This window comes from Fuerstiella marisgermanici (assembly GCF_001983935.1).
GTDB lineage: Bacteria > Planctomycetota > Planctomycetia > Planctomycetales > Planctomycetaceae > Fuerstiella > Fuerstiella marisgermanici.
This window is the reverse complement of sequence record NZ_CP017641.1, coordinates 6,074,158-6,092,295: the sequence shown is the minus strand read 5'-3', so window position 1 is coordinate 6,092,295 and position 18,138 is coordinate 6,074,158. Positions and strand designations below refer to the sequence as shown.

Annotated in this window: 4 protein-coding genes; 1 reads left to right on the top strand and 3 read right to left on the bottom strand. The window is 57.6% G+C overall.

Features of this window, described 5'->3' with window-relative positions; all coding sequences use genetic code 11:
* Positions 1-28: 28 nt before the first annotated feature.
* Together Fuma_RS22815 and Fuma_RS22810 are read right to left on the bottom strand one after the other, a co-directional pair.
* The gene (locus Fuma_RS22815) at positions 29-2,188 is read right to left on the bottom strand and encodes a sulfatase-like hydrolase/transferase (protein WP_218922259.1); all 2,160 of its coding nucleotides are present in this window, start codon (positions 2,186-2,188) and stop codon (positions 29-31) included.
* Between the two features lie 273 nt (positions 2,189-2,461).
* Positions 2,462-5,275 carry an outer membrane protein assembly factor BamB family protein gene (locus Fuma_RS22810; RefSeq protein WP_077026148.1) on the bottom strand — a complete coding sequence of 938 codons (2,814 nt, stop codon included), beginning with the start codon at positions 5,273-5,275 and terminating at the stop codon, positions 2,462-2,464.
* A gap of 354 nt (positions 5,276-5,629) precedes the next feature.
* Here Fuma_RS22810 and Fuma_RS22805 point away from each other — a divergent pair, with 354 nt between their 5' ends.
* Positions 5,630-16,210, top strand: a complete 10,581-nt coding sequence (locus Fuma_RS22805) for a DUF4347 domain-containing protein (protein ID WP_077026147.1) — start codon at positions 5,630-5,632, stop codon at positions 16,208-16,210.
* A gap of 87 nt (positions 16,211-16,297) precedes the next feature.
* Here the strand turns inward: Fuma_RS22805 and Fuma_RS22800 are convergent, their stop codons facing one another.
* Positions 16,298-18,022: a secretin N-terminal domain-containing protein gene (locus Fuma_RS22800; protein WP_077026146.1), complete on the bottom strand. Its 1,725-nt coding sequence runs from the start codon at positions 18,020-18,022 to the stop codon at positions 16,298-16,300.
* Positions 18,023-18,138 lie beyond the last annotated feature (116 nt).

Below are 18,138 nucleotides of genomic sequence, written 5' to 3'. Positions count from 1 at the left end.
CGGCTGCGCGGCTAATTTCTGGCTCACCCTACCAGCCTGCTTTTTGTATCTGTGTCAGTAAGTCACTCAGTTCCGCCACCACATCGGGATTGTCTTCCCAGACGTTCTTCGTCTCCGACGGGTCGTGGGCAAGGTTGTAGAGTTGCCCGTTGGGCCCGCCGGCTTTGGTGACATCGATGTCTTTGGGGAATGTGAAGCCGCCGGAACCTCGTTCCGGGATTAGTTTCCAATCGCCCTTGCGAATCGCAAACTTGCCCCACAGCGAATGGTGCACAGCGTAGTCGCGCACTCGTTCTTTCGGCTTTGCGGCCAGCAATGCTGTGAGTGCATTTCGGCTGTCAGGGCCGGCACCGGCGGGAAGGTCGGTGTCGACAAGTGCCGCACATGTGGCCAGAAGGTCTGTGAGTTCGATTAATTCGTCGCTGACAGTGCCTGAAGGAGTTTTGCCGGGCCAGCGGACGACAAAGGGAACTCGATGCCCGCCTTCCCAGATGTCGGCCTTCGTGCCGCGCAGGTGAGCGTTGCCCTGATGTCCAAACTGCTTCACATAAGCGCCGCGCGAGCGCAGTTTGTAATTCTTCACATCGTCGGCTTCCTGCGGCTCCCAATAGTGGTACAGACCGCCGTTGTCTGATGTGAAGACGACGATCGTGTTGTCCGCCTGATCGGTGCGGTCCAGAGCTTCCAGGATGGCTCCTACGTAGGCGTCTGTTTCCACCACGAAGTCGCCATAGTGGCCAGCTTTGCTCGTGCCACGATATTCTTCGTTCGGTGCCAGCGGCAAGTGCGGTGACGTTAACGGAGCGTACAGAAAGAATGGTTGATTGGGGTCGGCCGCCTGGCGTTCGATGTAGCCGACCGCCTCACCGGCAAGCCGCGGCATAACACCAGCGATGGTGAAATCGGGCGACCGCACTCCTTCGTCAACGCTGACGAACTCAGTCGCTATTCGCTGTTGGTGAAACACCGGAAAACGAACCGGGTGATCGTTCTGTAGATAGCAGAACGGTGACATATTCAACGACGCCGAAATGCCGAAGTACCAGTCAAAGCCGACGGCTGTGGGGCCTCCGGTAAAAGGCACTGCGTAATCCACATTTGCTCCAGCGCGCGGGCGTGACTTGCGATCGACGGGCACGGCGGGAACAGGCTGACCATTTTTGTCGGTCCACTGCATTCCCAGATGCCACTTGCCGACGCAGCCGGTCGCGTAGCCGTGCTGCTGCAACAGCCTGGGAACCGTCATGCGATCGGGTTCGATTAACGGAGGATCCAGCCCGTCGAGAACTCGGTACTTCAGGCGAGTTCGCCAGCAGTAGCGGCCCGTCAGAATGCCATAACGAGTCGGTGTGCATACTGCGGATGGCGTATGAGCGTCCGTGAATCGCATGCCTTCGGCCGCCAGTCGATCGACGTGCGGTGTGTTGATTTTGGATTCGGGGTTGTAGCAACTGACATCCCCGTAGCCCAGATCGTCGGCCAGAATGTAGATAATGTTGGGGTGGCGTTGCTTTTGGTTGAGTTTCGTGGGAATCGGCTCAACGGCACGCGATTTGTCGGCCCCGTTTATCGCATTCCTTTTTGCGGCCGTGGCTGAATCTTTGACCGGCAAAAACTGGACGGCGTCTGCAATCACATACTTTCCGTCCGTGCCGTCGTTGGCAATCCGAACCCATCCGGCTTTTCCGGCTTCGAACCGAAACGTGCCCAGCGTGCGAAACAGTTTGTTGTGTTCAGGTATGTCCTGTTGATTGATGCGAATGGTTTTCTCACCATCAGCATGGTGGATCGTCACCGGCGTGTTTGTCGAACGGCGCACGTTGTAGCAGTGCGACATACGGACTTCGTACATGCCGGCAGCGGGCAGGTCCGGAGTGAACGTGACGCTGCGTTCGCCTTTGCCCGACTTCTGATCGTGTAGGTAGCCCAAACCAACGTAGGGCGGCGTATGAGTTGAGTACTGCCACGTTCCGACCAGCCTGGCTTCCGTTTCATCGACAACGATACCCGGAAGTTTGTGCTTGTCTCGCACAACAAACGGAACCAGCGCCGGGTTATCGACTTCGCCCGGCGAATGAGTGTTGCCGACGGCGTCCGGATGTGGTTTGAGTGGCGGCTTGCTCGCATCGTCAGCGGTTGTAGCAGAAATGATCAAGGCCGTGAATAAGTAGTAGATACTTTGTTTCATCGATGGTCTCATGTTCTTGGTCTCTCGCTCCAGACTTAGCTGGACAGCGCCATGTTGGTGCGAATGGTAACCCGATGCGTAAGCGAGGGGTTGAGTTGCGACGAATCCCTCGCTTACGCATCGGGTTACACCAAACACGGCCCATTGACCAAAGGTGGCGCTGTCCAGTTAGGCACTGGCTGGGAAATAACCTCCCGACGTTTCTGCGGCATCCTGCCGCAGTGTGGCGACAGGGTGTCGCCGATACGGATACTCTACTTTTGCGCTGCAGGCTTAGGGCAGTCGCACCAATTCAAGTCCGCTAAGCAGCGTCTTGCCCTTCGAAGCCGATAGATCGACCGTCAACGTGCCGCCGACTTCCACGTCATCGAATTCGCGCACAATCCCGGTCATCGCCGCACCGGCTTCGGCCACGATGTCAAAGTCCTGCAGTGCCGATTTGGCATTCACTGAAACGTCGAGCACTCGTTCTCCCGCCGCGGCGTCGGCCATTTCTGCGAAGTACAGTCGCACCGTGTATTGGCCCGGTTTCAGGTCCCGCACCGTTACCTGCTGCAATCCTTCCGCACTGGATGCCGCAACCCACGGCCAGGCATCGTCGCCCTGCATCCAGACGCTGTGCCGGTAGTGGTAGGTGGGCGTTTCGGGAATCATGCCAACTCGCACCTTCGGCGAAGGACCACCAACCGATGGGACGTCCAGCCACAAGGTGCCGGCTCGCGTGACGCGGTCACCAGGAGCGCCGAAGTTCAACCCGATGCGTTGAATGGAATCCGGCTTCACCTCCGTTTCGCCCCACGACGACCATTGTTCGTGACGTTCCGGCATCGCGACCAATGACATCGCGGTCGGAAGTGGATAACTGCATGTGCAGCCCTCGTAGAAGTACGGCACGTTCAGCAGACCACCGGCGGGAATAATGCTGTTGGTGCATCCACTGCGCGGGCCACTTAAAAACACCGTGCCGCTTTCGGCCGTCTTGTCGTAGAAGGCCGGAGTGCCTGCTCGCAGCGTGTAGAATGAACCATAGTCGACGCCGCCATCGCAGCCGTAGGTTTTGGGAAAGGTGCGGACTTCTTTTTCACCCGTCAGGGGATTCGTACGTTCGCCAGCAACCGGTTGTTCCGGCTTCCATGCATCTTTCTGGCGAGGCGGCCGGTACTGGCTGGGTTCCGCTTTCTTTGGATCGGTGGGCTCAAGAGACGCTTGCAGTTCAGCCTGTTCTGTTTCATCGAAGACGCGGCCGGTGTACATGTCGGACAGCACCGCCGGCAGCAGCGGGTAGTCAGTTTTGTAATCGCCCCTCATACGTTCCGCATGCCAGTTCTTGGGCCGCGAAATCATGACGCCGTCGATGAATTTTGGTTGCGGCGACCGCTTGAAGTGAGCGAGCGTGTCGTCGAACCAGAGCACTCCCAGTGGGTACCGAACCAGATCGTCAGCGCTGGCCGACCAGTCGCCGTTGTAGTTGGTTGAGCCGGGAAGAGGGCCATCGCGACGAACAACCAACAGACCCTTACCGGCCTCCGTTGTGAAGCCTTCTGCCTCCAGCGTTCGGATGGCGGCGTGAGTCTCAGGAGAAAAGTCTGCAGCCCCGGGAAGAACGGCGCTTCCACCGAACGGGCGGAGACTCTGCAGAAATTTCGCCGCCGACTTCTTGAGGGCATTCGGCCGTTCGGTCGTTACTAGGGTGGCAGCGTACGGCGGCAGTTCGATCGTCGCCAGATCCGCTTCCATCACCGCGACTCGCTTTCCGTATTGGCCCTCCGCCCGCAGCTCTGTTCTCAAATTAGCAACCCTTTCGGCGTTGTTATCGACTGCAACGATTTGGTATTCAGATGTTTGCAGGATCGCTTTCACCGTGGCGCCGTCTTTCAGCCCGATCACGAATGCGTAACCGTGGAAGGCCGAAGTTTCGACGACCGGTGTTGTGGTCGAAGGTGTTTCAGCAACGTCGCCAGTTCCCGAAAGATCATCAAGCGTTCGTCCGGTATCCTTCGCGTCTGGTGTTGCTTTCGCGAAGCAGTAAACCCCGCCTTCACGAGTCGTCACAAACAACCGATCGTCCGCCGCAGCCATCGAATGCACGGTTCCGTCCACACCCGTATACCCGTCATCAAATATCAACTTAGTCTTTCCCGCCATTATCATGCGGCTGATGCCGGAGATGCCCTGCCCTTTGTATTCTTTATCTTCATGCTGCTGGCGATTGACGACGTCATCGAAAGTGAGCTTCCCGCGTCTGACTGCGCGAGCTGATACTTCATCGATCGCTGCGAACCAGCCGCCAGGGTAGCGAGGTGGAGCCGGGAGCTCGAACTCTTTCAGTTCACCGGTTTCACGATTCAGCAACGCCGGATAGGCAGTCGAACACGGCACAATCAAGTCGTTGCCCTTCGCCACCAGATATCCCTGAGGAGCCAGGCCACCGATGGCTTCCGTGTTGTGAGGCTGCTGGCCGAACAGATAGCCAAGCCGATCGTTTCGCCAGATCACGTCGCCGGAAGCAACGTCCATCGCATACACGAACACACCTTCGAACGGCCAGACTCCGGCGGCAAAGTAGACCTTTCCGTCCATCACCACCGGGCCGCCACGAACCGGCCACACAGAAATCAGTCGACGGTTGCCCAGCACCAGTCGTTCACTCGGGACTGCGCGATGCTTCCACTTTAACGTTCCGGAATTCAGGTCAACGCAGTACAGATGCCCGTCGTCAGAACCCAAGCAGACGGAATCTTGCCACACGGCTGGGGCGAACCGAACAGGACCGTTGGTGACGTATCTCCACGCCTCTTCGCCGGTTTTTGCATCGTAAGCCGTGACGCAATCGTGCAGCGACGATGCCAGCAGAAGTTTGCCTTCCGCAATAATGGGTTCGTACCCGGCATCAAACTGCAGACGGCTGTTGTGGTAGGCGGGAGTTAGAGCGGGAAGCTGCCGCGACCAGCTTAGCACCAGGTCTTCCGGCAGCGGCGTTTGCGTCACGCCAGTGCGTCCGGCGTCACCCCGCCACATCGGCCAGTCCTGCGCCACAGCACCACGGGAAGAAACAAGACAGCAAAACAGCAGAAGGCGAAGTGTCATCGAATCAAACCGGCAGGTGGGTGTGGATGGGGAAGCTTCGAAGATACTCATTCGCCTTCCAGACGTCCACCGTCGCGGTTCGACACTGGACAGTCGGGCTACAGTTGCCATCACTGCTACAACCGCTACCGTCGAGCTTGGCGATTGGGGTAAAACGATAATGTGCGGCGGGTTTTCGGGTGGGGGCGTTTCTGTATGTTAGGTTCCTTCTGACACAAAAACTCCAGTTGCCGGTTGTTGATGTTGTTATGTTGACGGTTCGCCTGTTGGAAGTCTGCTTCCAGCGTTGGCTGACTCGTCAATCGATCAGAGCGGACGGTTTTCGATTTCATTATGGAATCAAGGCTGTTCCTCATGAAAAAGTTTCACTCTTCGCCACGCCATGATGCCGCTGCGCCGAAGTCTTCATCTCTGAAGAAGGCGAAGTCGCGCAGCATGTTGTACGAACGCCTGGAAGATCGCGTGCTGTTCGACGCGGTTCCGGATGCGTCGCTGGTGGCCGATGCAGAGGAGCCTCTGAACGTCGATCAGGCTAACGCCGAACGTTTCGACGCGTCGTTGTACGCCGAAGACGTCAAGATGGTGGCAGACTCGTCCCTGACTTCGCAGGACGAAACGTCTCATGTGGCCGACGTGCGTCGCGAACTAGTGATCGTTGATGCGTCCGTCGAAAACTATCAGCAGCTTGCTAATGATCTGCTGATGAACGCGGAGGCCGGTCGCGAATTCGAAATCGCCCTGATTGACGGCGGGACCGACGGGATTTCGCAGGTTAGCGGCATCCTGGCGAAGTACAGCGACCTGGATGCAGTGCATGTCGTATCGCATGGAGACGAAACGGGCATCCGATTTGGCGACGTGTGGCTGACGCAGAGCAATTTCGGCGGGTACGCTGCCGAGATCGCTCAGTGGGGAAACGCCTTCACGGAAAACGGTGACCTGCTGCTGCTGGGTTGTGATGTGGCATCGACGGCAGACGGGCGTCAGTTGCTGCAGTCGATCAGCACGCTGACCGGCACGGATGTCGCGGCGAGCGTCGACGGAACCGGGTATGCCCTGCGTGGTGGCGACTGGGATCTGGAATTTTTGATCGGTTCCACCGAAACAAAAATCGCATTCAGCGACGCCATTCAAAGCAAATGGCACGGGTTGCTAGCTCCGGCCGCTGACGCATCATTGAATGTGCCGTCGCAGGTTCCGCTGGGCGAAGACGTGGACTTTACGGTCACGTTTCGCAACACGGCTCCGTCGGGACAAGTCGGCTACGGTCCCTTTGTCGATGTGCTGATTCCTCACCTGGGCGAAGACGGCGTATTCGACGGCGGATTGTACACCGACACCGCCGACGGTTTGGATGCCGCGGTCAGCGGAGCGGTGACCTACCTCGGTCTGCCCGTCAACTATGAGGTGCTGACTCTGCAGGACGCGGACGGTGCGGGTGGGTTGAGCATCGGCACGGTCACTCATCCGTATGGCCAAACCATTCAGAATGAAACGCAACTTCTTGGGCTTGCCGGGACCGTCGACGGCGGAGCCTTCACGCTGTCGTTCGGCGGCCAAACGACAAGTGACATCGCATGGGATGCCGATGCGGCCACGGTGCAGGCGGCGTTGGCGTCGCTTAGCAGTATCGGAGCGGGCAACATTGCGGTCAGTGGTTCGCTGGCGTCTGGTGAAGTGTTGGAGCTGCAGTTTGTGGGCAGCATGGCGGCCAGCAACCGAGCGACAATCACCACGGACAGTTCGCTGCTTTCCGGTGGCGGCACGGCCGAAGTGCTGGCGTTCGTCGACGGCGATTCGTCGGCTCAGGCCACAAAGGTGTACGGCCACGCGGGCGACAAGTTAGTGGTCGTTGAACTGCCGTTTGGATCGTTCACGCCGGAACAGCCGGCCGCTGTGATCAACATCAAAGCGACGATGAGCGACCATGCCGACCTGAACTCGCCGTTGACCGTGCGTTCACGCGGCGGGTTTCGCTACGGCAGCGATGCGTTAAACAACCCCAATGCGGACAGCACGCTGTTTAGTGATGTGCAGACGAATGCGAACAACTGGGTCGAACATGACAGCGTGACTCCCACGCTGCTGACAATTTCGAAAACTAGTACCGCTCCGGAGCACGAAACAGCCACCGGGCCGAATTACGTGCGGCAGTGGACGGTGAACGTCGACATTCCCGACGGTCAGACGATCACTGATCTGGACATCTTTGACGATCTGCCCAACAACATCGTGTTCCTGTCGCTGGATTCGATCACCAGCGCCGACGGCGGGACGGTCTTCACATCCAATGTGCCCGGCGGCACCAATGTGCTGGGAAGTGCGACGAACAACACGGCGTTCACCGGGGCGAATTCGCACACGCCGCTAAACATCAACGGCGTGCAGAATGGTGAGTCGCTGGTGGTGACGGCGGATTCCATCACCGGCACGACGTCAGACCGAGACGTGTCAATCACGTTCAGCTTCTACGTGGAAGAATTCGACGCAAACGGCGACCGGCTGATCCCGATTAACGGCGAAGACGACACAACATCGGCACCTGATTCCCGCAGCCACAACAACGCTCAAGCATTGGGCGACTGGACGCCGGTAGACATCCGTGATGCGGGCGGAATCGACAATGCGGCGGCCGACCCGGCCGGTATCGAACACACAATTGATGACAAATCGATCGCGGTTCAGAAGAGCGTCACCGTTGTCGACGCGGCGGGTAATCCGACGGGGCAGGATTCGGTCGTGCCGGGTTCGCTGTTGAAGTACACGCTGTCATTTCAGATTTCTGACTACTACACGTACGGTGATCTGGTGCTGACGGACACGTTCAGTGACGGGCAGCTGTTCTACACCGGCCTTGGACCGTCGTTCAGTGTTTCTGACTTCAATGCCAGCTACGCCAACAGCAGTTTTAACCTGCATGTCGGACCGCAGACGGGTGCGACATCAGAAGCGGCGACAGATAATTTCATCGTCGATCAGTCTCGCATTGATCGCGGCGATGACGCAGCAGAGAACTCAGCCACGGACGGAACCACTCACATCACGATCCAGCTTTCCGAGCGACTGCAGCAACTGGGCGATGATGGGATCCTTCAAGGTGGCCTGAGCAACGGGGCTGCCAACCTGGGAGCCGCGACAGGCACAATTACGTTTTATACTCAGGTGCAGGATGAATTCGCCGACGCGTTTCCTTCAGGCGACCGCAGCGTGGACCAGGGCGACGTTCTGACGAATGGCGTTGCGATCGCGGGGGCCGTTCGTGAGAACCAGGAAGACGACACCAATGGTGTTCTGTTCGAAACTCTGCACAACGAATCGGACAGCAGCAGAACCAGTATCCGGGTTCAGCAGGGATCGCTTGCGAAGTCGATCTACGCCGTCAACGGTTCGACATCGTTTAGTGGCACCGTAGACGTCGCGCCCGGCGATCGCATTACTTATCGGCTCACCTATCAACTGCCGACGTCCGACTTCGAAGACCTGACCATCACCGACTATTTTCCACTGCCAATCTTCCGAGTGGCTGACGCAGACGCCGATGGCTTGCCCGCTGCAAACTGGACGTTCGATGCTGACCAAAGCAGCAATCAGATGTTGCCAGGCGTCGTCGAACTGCTGGCCGTCAACGGTGCCGCCGGCGACACGTTCTACGACATCTGGGACATGTCCGACAATGGCCTGCTGGATGACAGCGTGGCTCCTTCGTTGAGTATCGATACGAACGCGAACAGTGTGACAATCGACTTCGGGCGATTTGACGACACCGGCTTCCAGGCCAGTCAGGTGGATTTGCTGCTGACCGTGACCGTGCAAAATGATCCGTTTGCGGACGGACTGCTTTTGACCAACCAGGCGATAGCGGCCGAAGGTTCGACAAACGGCACGCCTGTGAGTCAGGTGGATCTTATCCAGGTGCGACTGACGGAACCGGTTATTGATGGCATCAGCAAGGGCATCGTCGATTCAGAGAAAACGACAGCATTCGCCGCGGGCGGTTTGATCTTCAGCGAAACAACTGCGACGGCAGGCTTCACCGGCGGAACACTCAACAGCGATTGGCTGGACGACAACACGTTCGACACGCTGATCACCGACCTGGATGCGGGCGATCGAGCTCGCTTTGCCGTCGTCGTGGAAAACACGGGCAGCAGTCGTCACGGTGCGTTTGACGTCACCATCACCGACACGCTGGACGCGGGGCTTAGCTACGTGGCGGGCAGTCTGCGAGTCTACGACGGCAACGGAAACCTGCTGACTTACAGCGGCAGCGACGCCGATCTGTTTGCAGGTGGAATCACCCTCGACGATCCCACCGCCACGTCGGGCGTACTGGCAGAATTCGACGCCACCAACGGTTCGAACGTTGCGGTGATGATTTACGATGTCACGATTGATGGTTCGGCTCAGCCGCTGCAGGAGCTGAATAATACGGCCGCACTTGTTGGATACGCCGGGCAGGAGGGCGGCCAGAATCACGTGGTTACGCCGCCGGAAGCCAGTGCCGGAGTCGCCGTCATCAACGTGGCGGCCACCAAGTCGCTCGACGGGACGTCTGAAGCTCATACAACGTTTGTTGGCGGAGTCGAACGTGTCGCGATTGGCGAAGTCGTGCGTTACCGCATCGAAATGGAAGTCCCTGAAGGCACGTCTCCGCTGCTGACCTTGCGAGACAAACTGCCATCCGGTTTGACCTTCATCGACGATGGCACCGCCAAAGTTGTGTTTGTGTCGGACGGCGGCAACATGACGTCCAGTGCGCTTAGCGGTGCAGGTTTAAATATCGTCGACACTGGCACGCTGGCCGACATTGAACCGACATTTGTGCTGCCGGATGTCGCGACGTCCGAAAGCGACGATCCCGGAATCGAAAACGATACGTGGTCGACAGGCAACGACGTGTACTTCAAGCTGGGGACAGTCGTCAACAGCGACAGCGATGCCGATAAGGAATATGTCGTCATCGAATTTAACGTTCTGGTCGACAACAACAGCAGTCCTCGCAACGATGTGAATGAGAGTCTGTACAACGACCTGGAAGTTCTGATCGACAGCAACGCCAACGGCACGATTGAATCCAGAGAAGAGATCTACGATCTGCCAAACGGCCAGCGACCTCGCGTTCAAATTGTGGAGCCGCTGATTCAACACTTCGCCAAGACTGTCGACTTCAGCAGCGGCGACGCGGGCGATCCGGTTTCGTACACCATTTCCTTTAACGTCGCCACAGGCAGCGCGCGGACCGACGCCTTCGACGTGAATCTGACTGACACCGTGCCGACAGAAATGCTGCTGAACACAGCCAGCATGCAGGTGCGAGTCGATGGTGCACTGCAGACGGCAGGAACGGATTACACGGACAACTCGTCAGGCAGCACATTCGATTTGACGTTTGACCGGCTCGCCATGGGGGCGGATGTCACGATCACCTTCGACGCGGTGATTGATATCAGCGTCAATCCGACGGAGCAGGTTGTCAATCGAGCCAACGTCACTTGGACCAGCCTTCCCGGCGACTTCGGAACGGCCAACGGAACAGGCGGCAACGCCACTGGTAGCGATCTTGCATCGCTGGATGACGTGAACACTGGTGGCAGTGCGAATCCCGAATACAACACGAAGTCGGGGGAAACTCAGGGCGAACGCGATGGCAGCGGGCAGAACGATCCAGCCACTGCCAGCGATAACACTCAACCCAATGACTACCACGCCACCAGCACCGCCGTCGTCACTATTGATGGCACATCAATCACGAAAACACTCGACCGTACCAGCATCGACGACAGTGCAACCACCGCGAACAACGTGAGGTCGCAGGCCGTCATCGGCGAAGTGGCGACGTATACCGTGACGCTGAATTTCAACGAAGCCACCATTCCGAACGCGACGCTGACTGACAATCTGCAGCAGGGGCTGGCGTTCATCGGCGTCACCGGCACGACAGTAAACGGAGTCACTCTGGATGCTGCCGTCGACTTAACAGACCCCACGGTTTCGAACAACGGTCGAACGGTTGTTTGGGATCTGCAAACAATTGTCGACGCGGCTCACGGCACGCCCGACACCGATGGCCGCATTACCATCACCTATGAAGCGGTTGTGACCAACGCAGCGGCCAACGTCGATGGTGTTCTGCGCCGCAACACGGCCACGTTCCAGTGGGACGACAATCCGACCACCGCGCCGAACCCGCGTGAAGTCGTCGCCGCCAGCGCGGACGTTGCGATTATCGAACCTGAAATCGTCGTCACGAAATCCGTCGCTCTGGATACCGATCAGGATTCCAATTACGACGACGGAACCACGGGCGATGCGGGCGACGGGATTCAGTACACGATTACGTTGACCAACCGCCGGGGAGTCGATGCCTTCGACATGGATTTCAGTGACGACATGCCGCTGGCCGGCGGAGGCCTCTCCGCCATTCTGAACCCCGTGCTTACTGTGACCGACAACGCGACGACTGGAAGCGTTTCAGCAAGCGACTTCGAACTGGTCGGAGACAATGATACGGGCTGGACGGTTCGCATGGTGGCGGGCCGCGATATCGATATGCTCGGCAGCCAGGTTGACAGCAGTGGCAATCCGCGAGTCATCACGCTGACAATTACCGGCAGCATTGGGCATGCCGTGGCTCCTAATCAGGCGATCAACAATGTGGCCACCGCCACGTGGACGTCGCAGAACGGCACGTTTATTGGGCCATCGCCCTACACCGCTGATGATACAGAACGCACGGGAATTGATGGAGCTGGCGCCGGCAACCTGAACAACTACGAATCCTCAGGCAACGCCGTGTTCACGGTGACTCAGCCTGCGTTCTCGAAGCACTTCGTCGACACCGATCGCAGCGAAACCACGGGCACGAACGTCACGATCGGCGAAACGGTCACGTATGCTTTGCGAGTTCAGTTGCCGGAAGGCATTTCGCCCGACGCGACGGTCATCGATCAGCTACCTGACGGTCTGAAGTACGTGAGTTCGCAAATTGTGACCAGTGCGGCGTCTTCAGGCGGCCTTCTGGCGAACGATTTTAACGGAACAATCGCAGGCGGCATTCCGACGGTGTCGGGGGGCGCGGCGAGCGGCGATGATGTCATGTTCACGTTCGATCAAATCACCGTCGGGACCAACAACGACGGCAGCGACAATTCGTTCCTGCTGCTGATCGACGCGATTGTTGTCGATCAATCCAGCAACGTCGGCTACGCGGGCCACCAGACGGTTTTGTCGAACCGTGCCACGATCGATTTCAGCACCGATTCGCTACCGCCTCAGTCGACGGGTTTGGTTAACGTGACAGTCGTTGAACCCAGCCTGTCCATCACCAAAGAATTCGGGCCGACCGTCGATACCGACCTTGCCGACGCAGGCGATACCGTTTCGGTTGTGCTAACTGTCGACAATACGACCGGCACATCGGCCGCGTACGACGTTGTCATCGAAGATGTTCTCGACCCGGCCTTCTACGACATCAGCACGGTCGATTTCGGAGGCGCGGGGACGGCCTATCCCAATGATTTCACACCGTCCATCGACACGATCAGCGGTCGGTTGCTATACAGCGGCGGCACGATTGCAACCGGTGCCACGCAGACCTTCACCTTCAGCGTCAAGTTGCTGAACACGGTGTTGCCAGATGCGACCGACGTCAATACGGCGACCATCACCGACGCCACCACGCTGTCAGGCACGGTTTCCGGCGAACGAAATACGCCTGACGCGGACGGCGATAACAGTCACACAGATACCGACACCGTACGGATTCGCAGCAATTCGTTAAGCGGCTTTGTGTGGGATGATCTTAATAACGATGGCATCTTTGACGGCAGCGAAAACGGACTGACCGGAGTTGCCATTCAATTGGTCGGTGTTGACCACCTTGGCAACGGCGTGGATGTGACGCTGCTGACAGGTGCCGGAGGAGCGTACTCGTTTACGGGCCTGCGACCGGGCACGTACCGCATCGTTGAAGATCCGAACGGCAATACAATTCCAGCTGGATTACTCGACGGCAAAGACGCCATCGGCACGCCCGGTGGCGACAGCAGCGTGAACGATCAGTTTACGAATATCGAGCTTCCAACGGGCGTGGAAACTCACGGCACCGGAAACAACTTCGGCGAAATTCAGCCTGCGTCGATGTCGGGAACCGTTTTCTACGACGCCAATGCCGACACATCACAGAACGCCGCCACGGCCACGTCTTCTTCTGAACCGGGGCTGGCAGGAATCGCTGTGGCTCTTGATGCCGACTACGACGAAGACGGCATCGTGGACGAAACGATTCACACCTTCACCGATGCTCAGGGCGACTACCAATTCACAAACCTGAAGGCTGGGGAATTCACTGTTCGAGTTGTGCCGCCCGCAGGGACCAGCCAAACCTATGATGCTGACGGAATTTTGACTGCTCATGGTTCGTCGTTCAGTTTGCTGCCCACTCAGCACAATGGCGTTCAGGACTTCGGCTACACAGGGACCAGCAGCTTGTCCGACACCGTGTTCTTTGACATCGACAACGATGGCGTCGACGACACGGCGACTAACGATCGAGGCCTCGCGAATGTTGACGTGACTTTGTCGATCGATATCGACGGCAACGGCACAGCCGACTACACGACGACTCTGCCCACGGACAGCAACGGCAATTTTCAGTTTGCTAACCTGCTGCCCGGCACCTACACGCTCACGACCGACGGAACAGACATGGCCGCCGGGCTGGCGAACAATCCCACCGTCGACAACGATGGCCTGGCGACTCCGCATTCTGCCGACTACACGGTCGGCATCGGCGAATCGGTGACGGGGACCGGCTTTGGGTTTCACGCCGTGCCGGATTACGACATCGTCAAAACGGGCAACTACAGCATCGCGTCAGCTGGCGACATCGTCCAGTACACGATCACCGTAAAGAACGTGGGTGAGCTCGACGGACGCAACATTACGATCGCGGACGACTTTCCGCAAGACGTGCTGACGATCACCAATGCGTCCGGTGGAGCCGTTGATAATTCGGCGGGCACGATCGAATGGAATCTGGCCGCGATGCAGCCTGGCGAACAAGTCGTCTTAACTGTGACGGCCACTGTGAAAGATCCGATTCCTGCTGGAATTGACACCTTCACGAATTCGGTCAGCGTCGACGACGACCATTACAACGGCGACGATCCCGACACGTCTAACAACACTTCGTCGTACAAGGCCACGTTGGACACCGTGCCGGAATACGCCATCACCAAATCCAACGGCGGCACCGTCAACCTGCGACCTGGCGATCAGATGACCTACACCATTAGCGTGACCAACAACGGCAAGCAGGACGGGACCGGAGTTATCGTTACCGATCGTTTTCCGCTGGATACTCTGCAAGTCGTTGACGCTGATGGTGGAACGGTCGACACGAACGCGGGAACCATCACGTGGAATGTGGGTGACCTGGACGTCGGCGACACGGTGTTCTTTAACGTCACTTTCGACGTTGTCGACACAGCCAACGCGGCAAAAACGGATGTGGTCAACCATGCTGACGTGCATGACGACGGTCGAAACGGAGCCGATCCGAATCTCACCAACAACACGGTGTCCGATACGGATCCACTGGTCGCCGCGCCGGACTATCGGCTGACGAAAACAATGAACGGCAGTCCGGCATTTGTCGAACCCGGCCAGTCCATTAGCTATTCGATCTTCATTGAGAACATCGGCGACCAAAACGGTACGGGTGTTGTTGTTACTGACCGGTTCCCCGTCGATCTGCTGACCAACGTGAACGCGGTTGGTGGCACCGTTGACGCTGTCAATGGCACAATCACGTGGAACGTTGGCGATCTCGCCGGAGGCGGCGAATCTGTGCTGCTGACAGTTACCGCCGACGTTCGTGCTTCTGTTGCGACGGGAGTGGAGGTCCTGGTCAACAACGCATCGGTCACCGACGATCTGGCCAACGGTCCGGACCCGACTCCGACCAACAATGCCGATGAAGACACCACAACTTTACAGGCTCAACCGGATCTTACGGTCACCAAAACCGACGGCGACCTCGACTACGCTGAACCGGGCGACACTGTGGTCTACACGATTACTTACAACAACTTCGGCAATCAGGATTCCACTGGAGTCACCATCACCGAAAATCTTCCCGATGGCTCCACGTTTGATGCCTCCGCCAGCACGTCTGGCTGGATCGGCAATCGGGACGGTACCTTCACCTTTCACGTCGGCAGTCTGAACACGGGTGACGGCGGTGCGATTGAATTCGCTGTTATCGCAGACGACGTGATCGATCCGAATCGCGAAGAACTGGTCAACACGGTTTCCATCACCGACGACCGCAGCAACGGCACCGACCCGACGCCCGAAAATAACGTGGCGGAAGACACCACGCCGCTGCAGGTCTTCGTCTTCGATTCCTTCCAGGATCCCAGCGGCTACGGTAAGGATATGGATGAGTACAACCGACGCGACGTGCACCTGCCGCACGGCGACGAGTTCGCTCATCGGCTGAAGCCACTGCCGATCGACACCGTCTACACGGGCATCGTCGACCCGGGCACAACGCTGTCCGGAAAAATCTACGACCAGAGCGGACGCCTGGTGGGCGAACAAACGGTGGTGGCCGACAGTGCGGGCAACTGGCTGATGCAGTTCCCAACCGTCGTGCTGTATGAACAGCCGCACGAAATGCGAGTCGACCAGACGCTGGCGGTCCAGAATTCCACCAACTTCGCAGGCTTTAATCTACGACGTTTCTTCCACCCGGCCATCCATTCGCCGATGTACATGAACGAACCGATCAGCGTCGGAGCGGCCTTCCGTCACGACCCATTCAGCGTCGTCCAGGCTATGCACGCCGCCAACAACGATCCACTGGGTTTCGACTGGACTCACCATGCGTATGAACTGATCGTGTCATCGAGCAATACGTCGGCAATGTAGGCGTTTCTAGTGCCAAACCGGATGCGCATGCGGCCGACGCGGGTTGCGGACATTTTTTTGGGTTTCACACCATAGTGGAGAGGATTGTTAGCGACGCAGGCGAGGCTTTTGATCGGTGTTCTGTTTGTCGGGTTTCGACAACAGCGCTTCGATCCGTCGATCAATGATGAGCGACTTCAATTTTTGCTTTTGCCGAACGCGCCGTTCGAGGTCATCAAGCCGAGCTTTCAGGAATTCGATTTCAGCAAGCTGCAGCCGTTGACGCACCTCGAAGTCTTCGGTCACCGTTCGCTTCAGTTTTTCCACGTCCTTTTTGTTTGATTCGCCGCCAACCGCATAATCTCGAGTAAGCGCTGAGGCTTTGTCCTCCAGTTCCCTGCTGCGGTCGGCTAACTGCTTAGATGACATTTGGCTCAACATTTGTTCGGCGGCTTCGACGTTGTCTTTGCTTCCACTCAGGATCATGGTTCCTCCCGGCCCCATCTCCATCTGCACAGACTTTCCTTTGGCGTCGGCCGCCTTCTTTGTACCGGTTGGCGGGACATCCACCGTATTCAGCACTTCTTCCATCTCATTCAGCGCTTCGTCTGGACCTGACATCAACAGCGAATTGGTTCGGATGTCCGGAGCCAAGCGGACACCGCTGCCGTTGGCAAACAACTGTTCGAGCAGCTTAGCCGCCTCGGAAACGTCAATTTGTTGCAGGCGAAAGACTTTGGTCAGCCGCTCCGGGGGCGTCGAATCATTTTCGTTGTTTTGGAATACACTTCCTGCTGACGCACTCGACAGCTTGGGAAATGTCCTATTCTTCGATTCCTCTCGGCGAATCGACGTGCTAGTCGCATTGTAGTCGAACCGGCTCGGCGCGATCGTCTTCAACGGCTTTGACCAGCCCACATGAGCAATGTTTGGGGCAGGCAACTCATCGCCATTCAAAATGACGATGATCGGGAACGTGGTGTCATCCTTCGCGCCGTCGCCGTTGGATGCACGAAAGCCACCGCGTCCAGTCCCTCCCGCGCCAGCCCGCATCTGCCCTTCGGAAGACCAACGCAATACGGCCACTTTGCCTGGTAGCAAATCAAATCGGCTACCGAAATGGTTGGACCAAAGGGGCTGCCGATCAACGAGTTCCGAGCTTGTGGGCCAATCGGTTTCAATGAACCGAATGTACTTTGGATCGCAGATCACCGAGTTTTGATTTCGAATGTCGGTCCCGACGCCGATCGACCATGAACCGGCTTCCCTTGTGAATGGCCTCAAGGAACTTTTGGGAACAACTTTCCCCTCAGGCACCACTTTCAATCCTGAAACCTCGACTCGCTCAAACGAATAAGGCCCAAACTCTTCCTGCTCAGAATCTTCCACCGGCTCCGTTTTCACCGATTCGATCAACTTCAGGTCTCTCAGTCGTACAATAAGTTTTGCATAGTCGGCATAGCTGAAAACAGCTACGCGAGATTCAGGGAGAATCAACTCTGGCGCAACGTCCGGAAGCTCGCCGCCAAGCGCCGACATGTCAACCCCTTCGTAGAGCTGCTTCAATTCTTCGAGGACCGGTGCGTTGTTGTTGATCGCTTCCGTCCAGTCTTTCTGCACCAGTGCTACCGCCACATGAAGCTCGCGTTTGACTTTCGAATCACCCTCCTGTGAGTTCTCGTCAGCTTCGAGCAGAGGGGCAACCATCGGCCGAATCGGAGTCAATGCAGCCTTGTTATCGGGCCTCTTAAATGACTCCGTTTGCGAACTGGTTTCCTGTGCCAACACTGTCAGGCAGCCAACGAAGGCTACGGACATGAATTTTATGAACATGGTTTTTCCTTCTTGAACAGGTTGTGTTTGAATGATCGTTTAACCCGTAGCCGGAGGCGCAGGCCTGCGGTGTGACGGCCCGCAAAGACGCCTGCGCCTCCGGCTACGGGTTAAAC

Bases quoted from the DNA above. Each gene is read 5' to 3' on its own strand.
- Fuma_RS22815 (WP_218922259.1), bottom strand. From the start codon at position 2,188: ATGAAACAAAGTATCTACTACTTATTCACGGCCTTGATCATTTCTGCT.
- Fuma_RS22810 (WP_077026148.1), bottom strand. From the start codon at position 5,275: ATGACACTTCGCCTTCTGCTGTTTTGCTGTCTTGTTTCTTCCCGTGGT.
- Fuma_RS22805 (WP_077026147.1), top strand. From the start codon at position 5,630: ATGAAAAAGTTTCACTCTTCGCCACGCCATGATGCCGCTGCGCCGAAG.
- Fuma_RS22800 (WP_077026146.1), bottom strand. From the start codon at position 18,022: ATGTTCATAAAATTCATGTCCGTAGCCTTCGTTGGCTGCCTGACAGTG.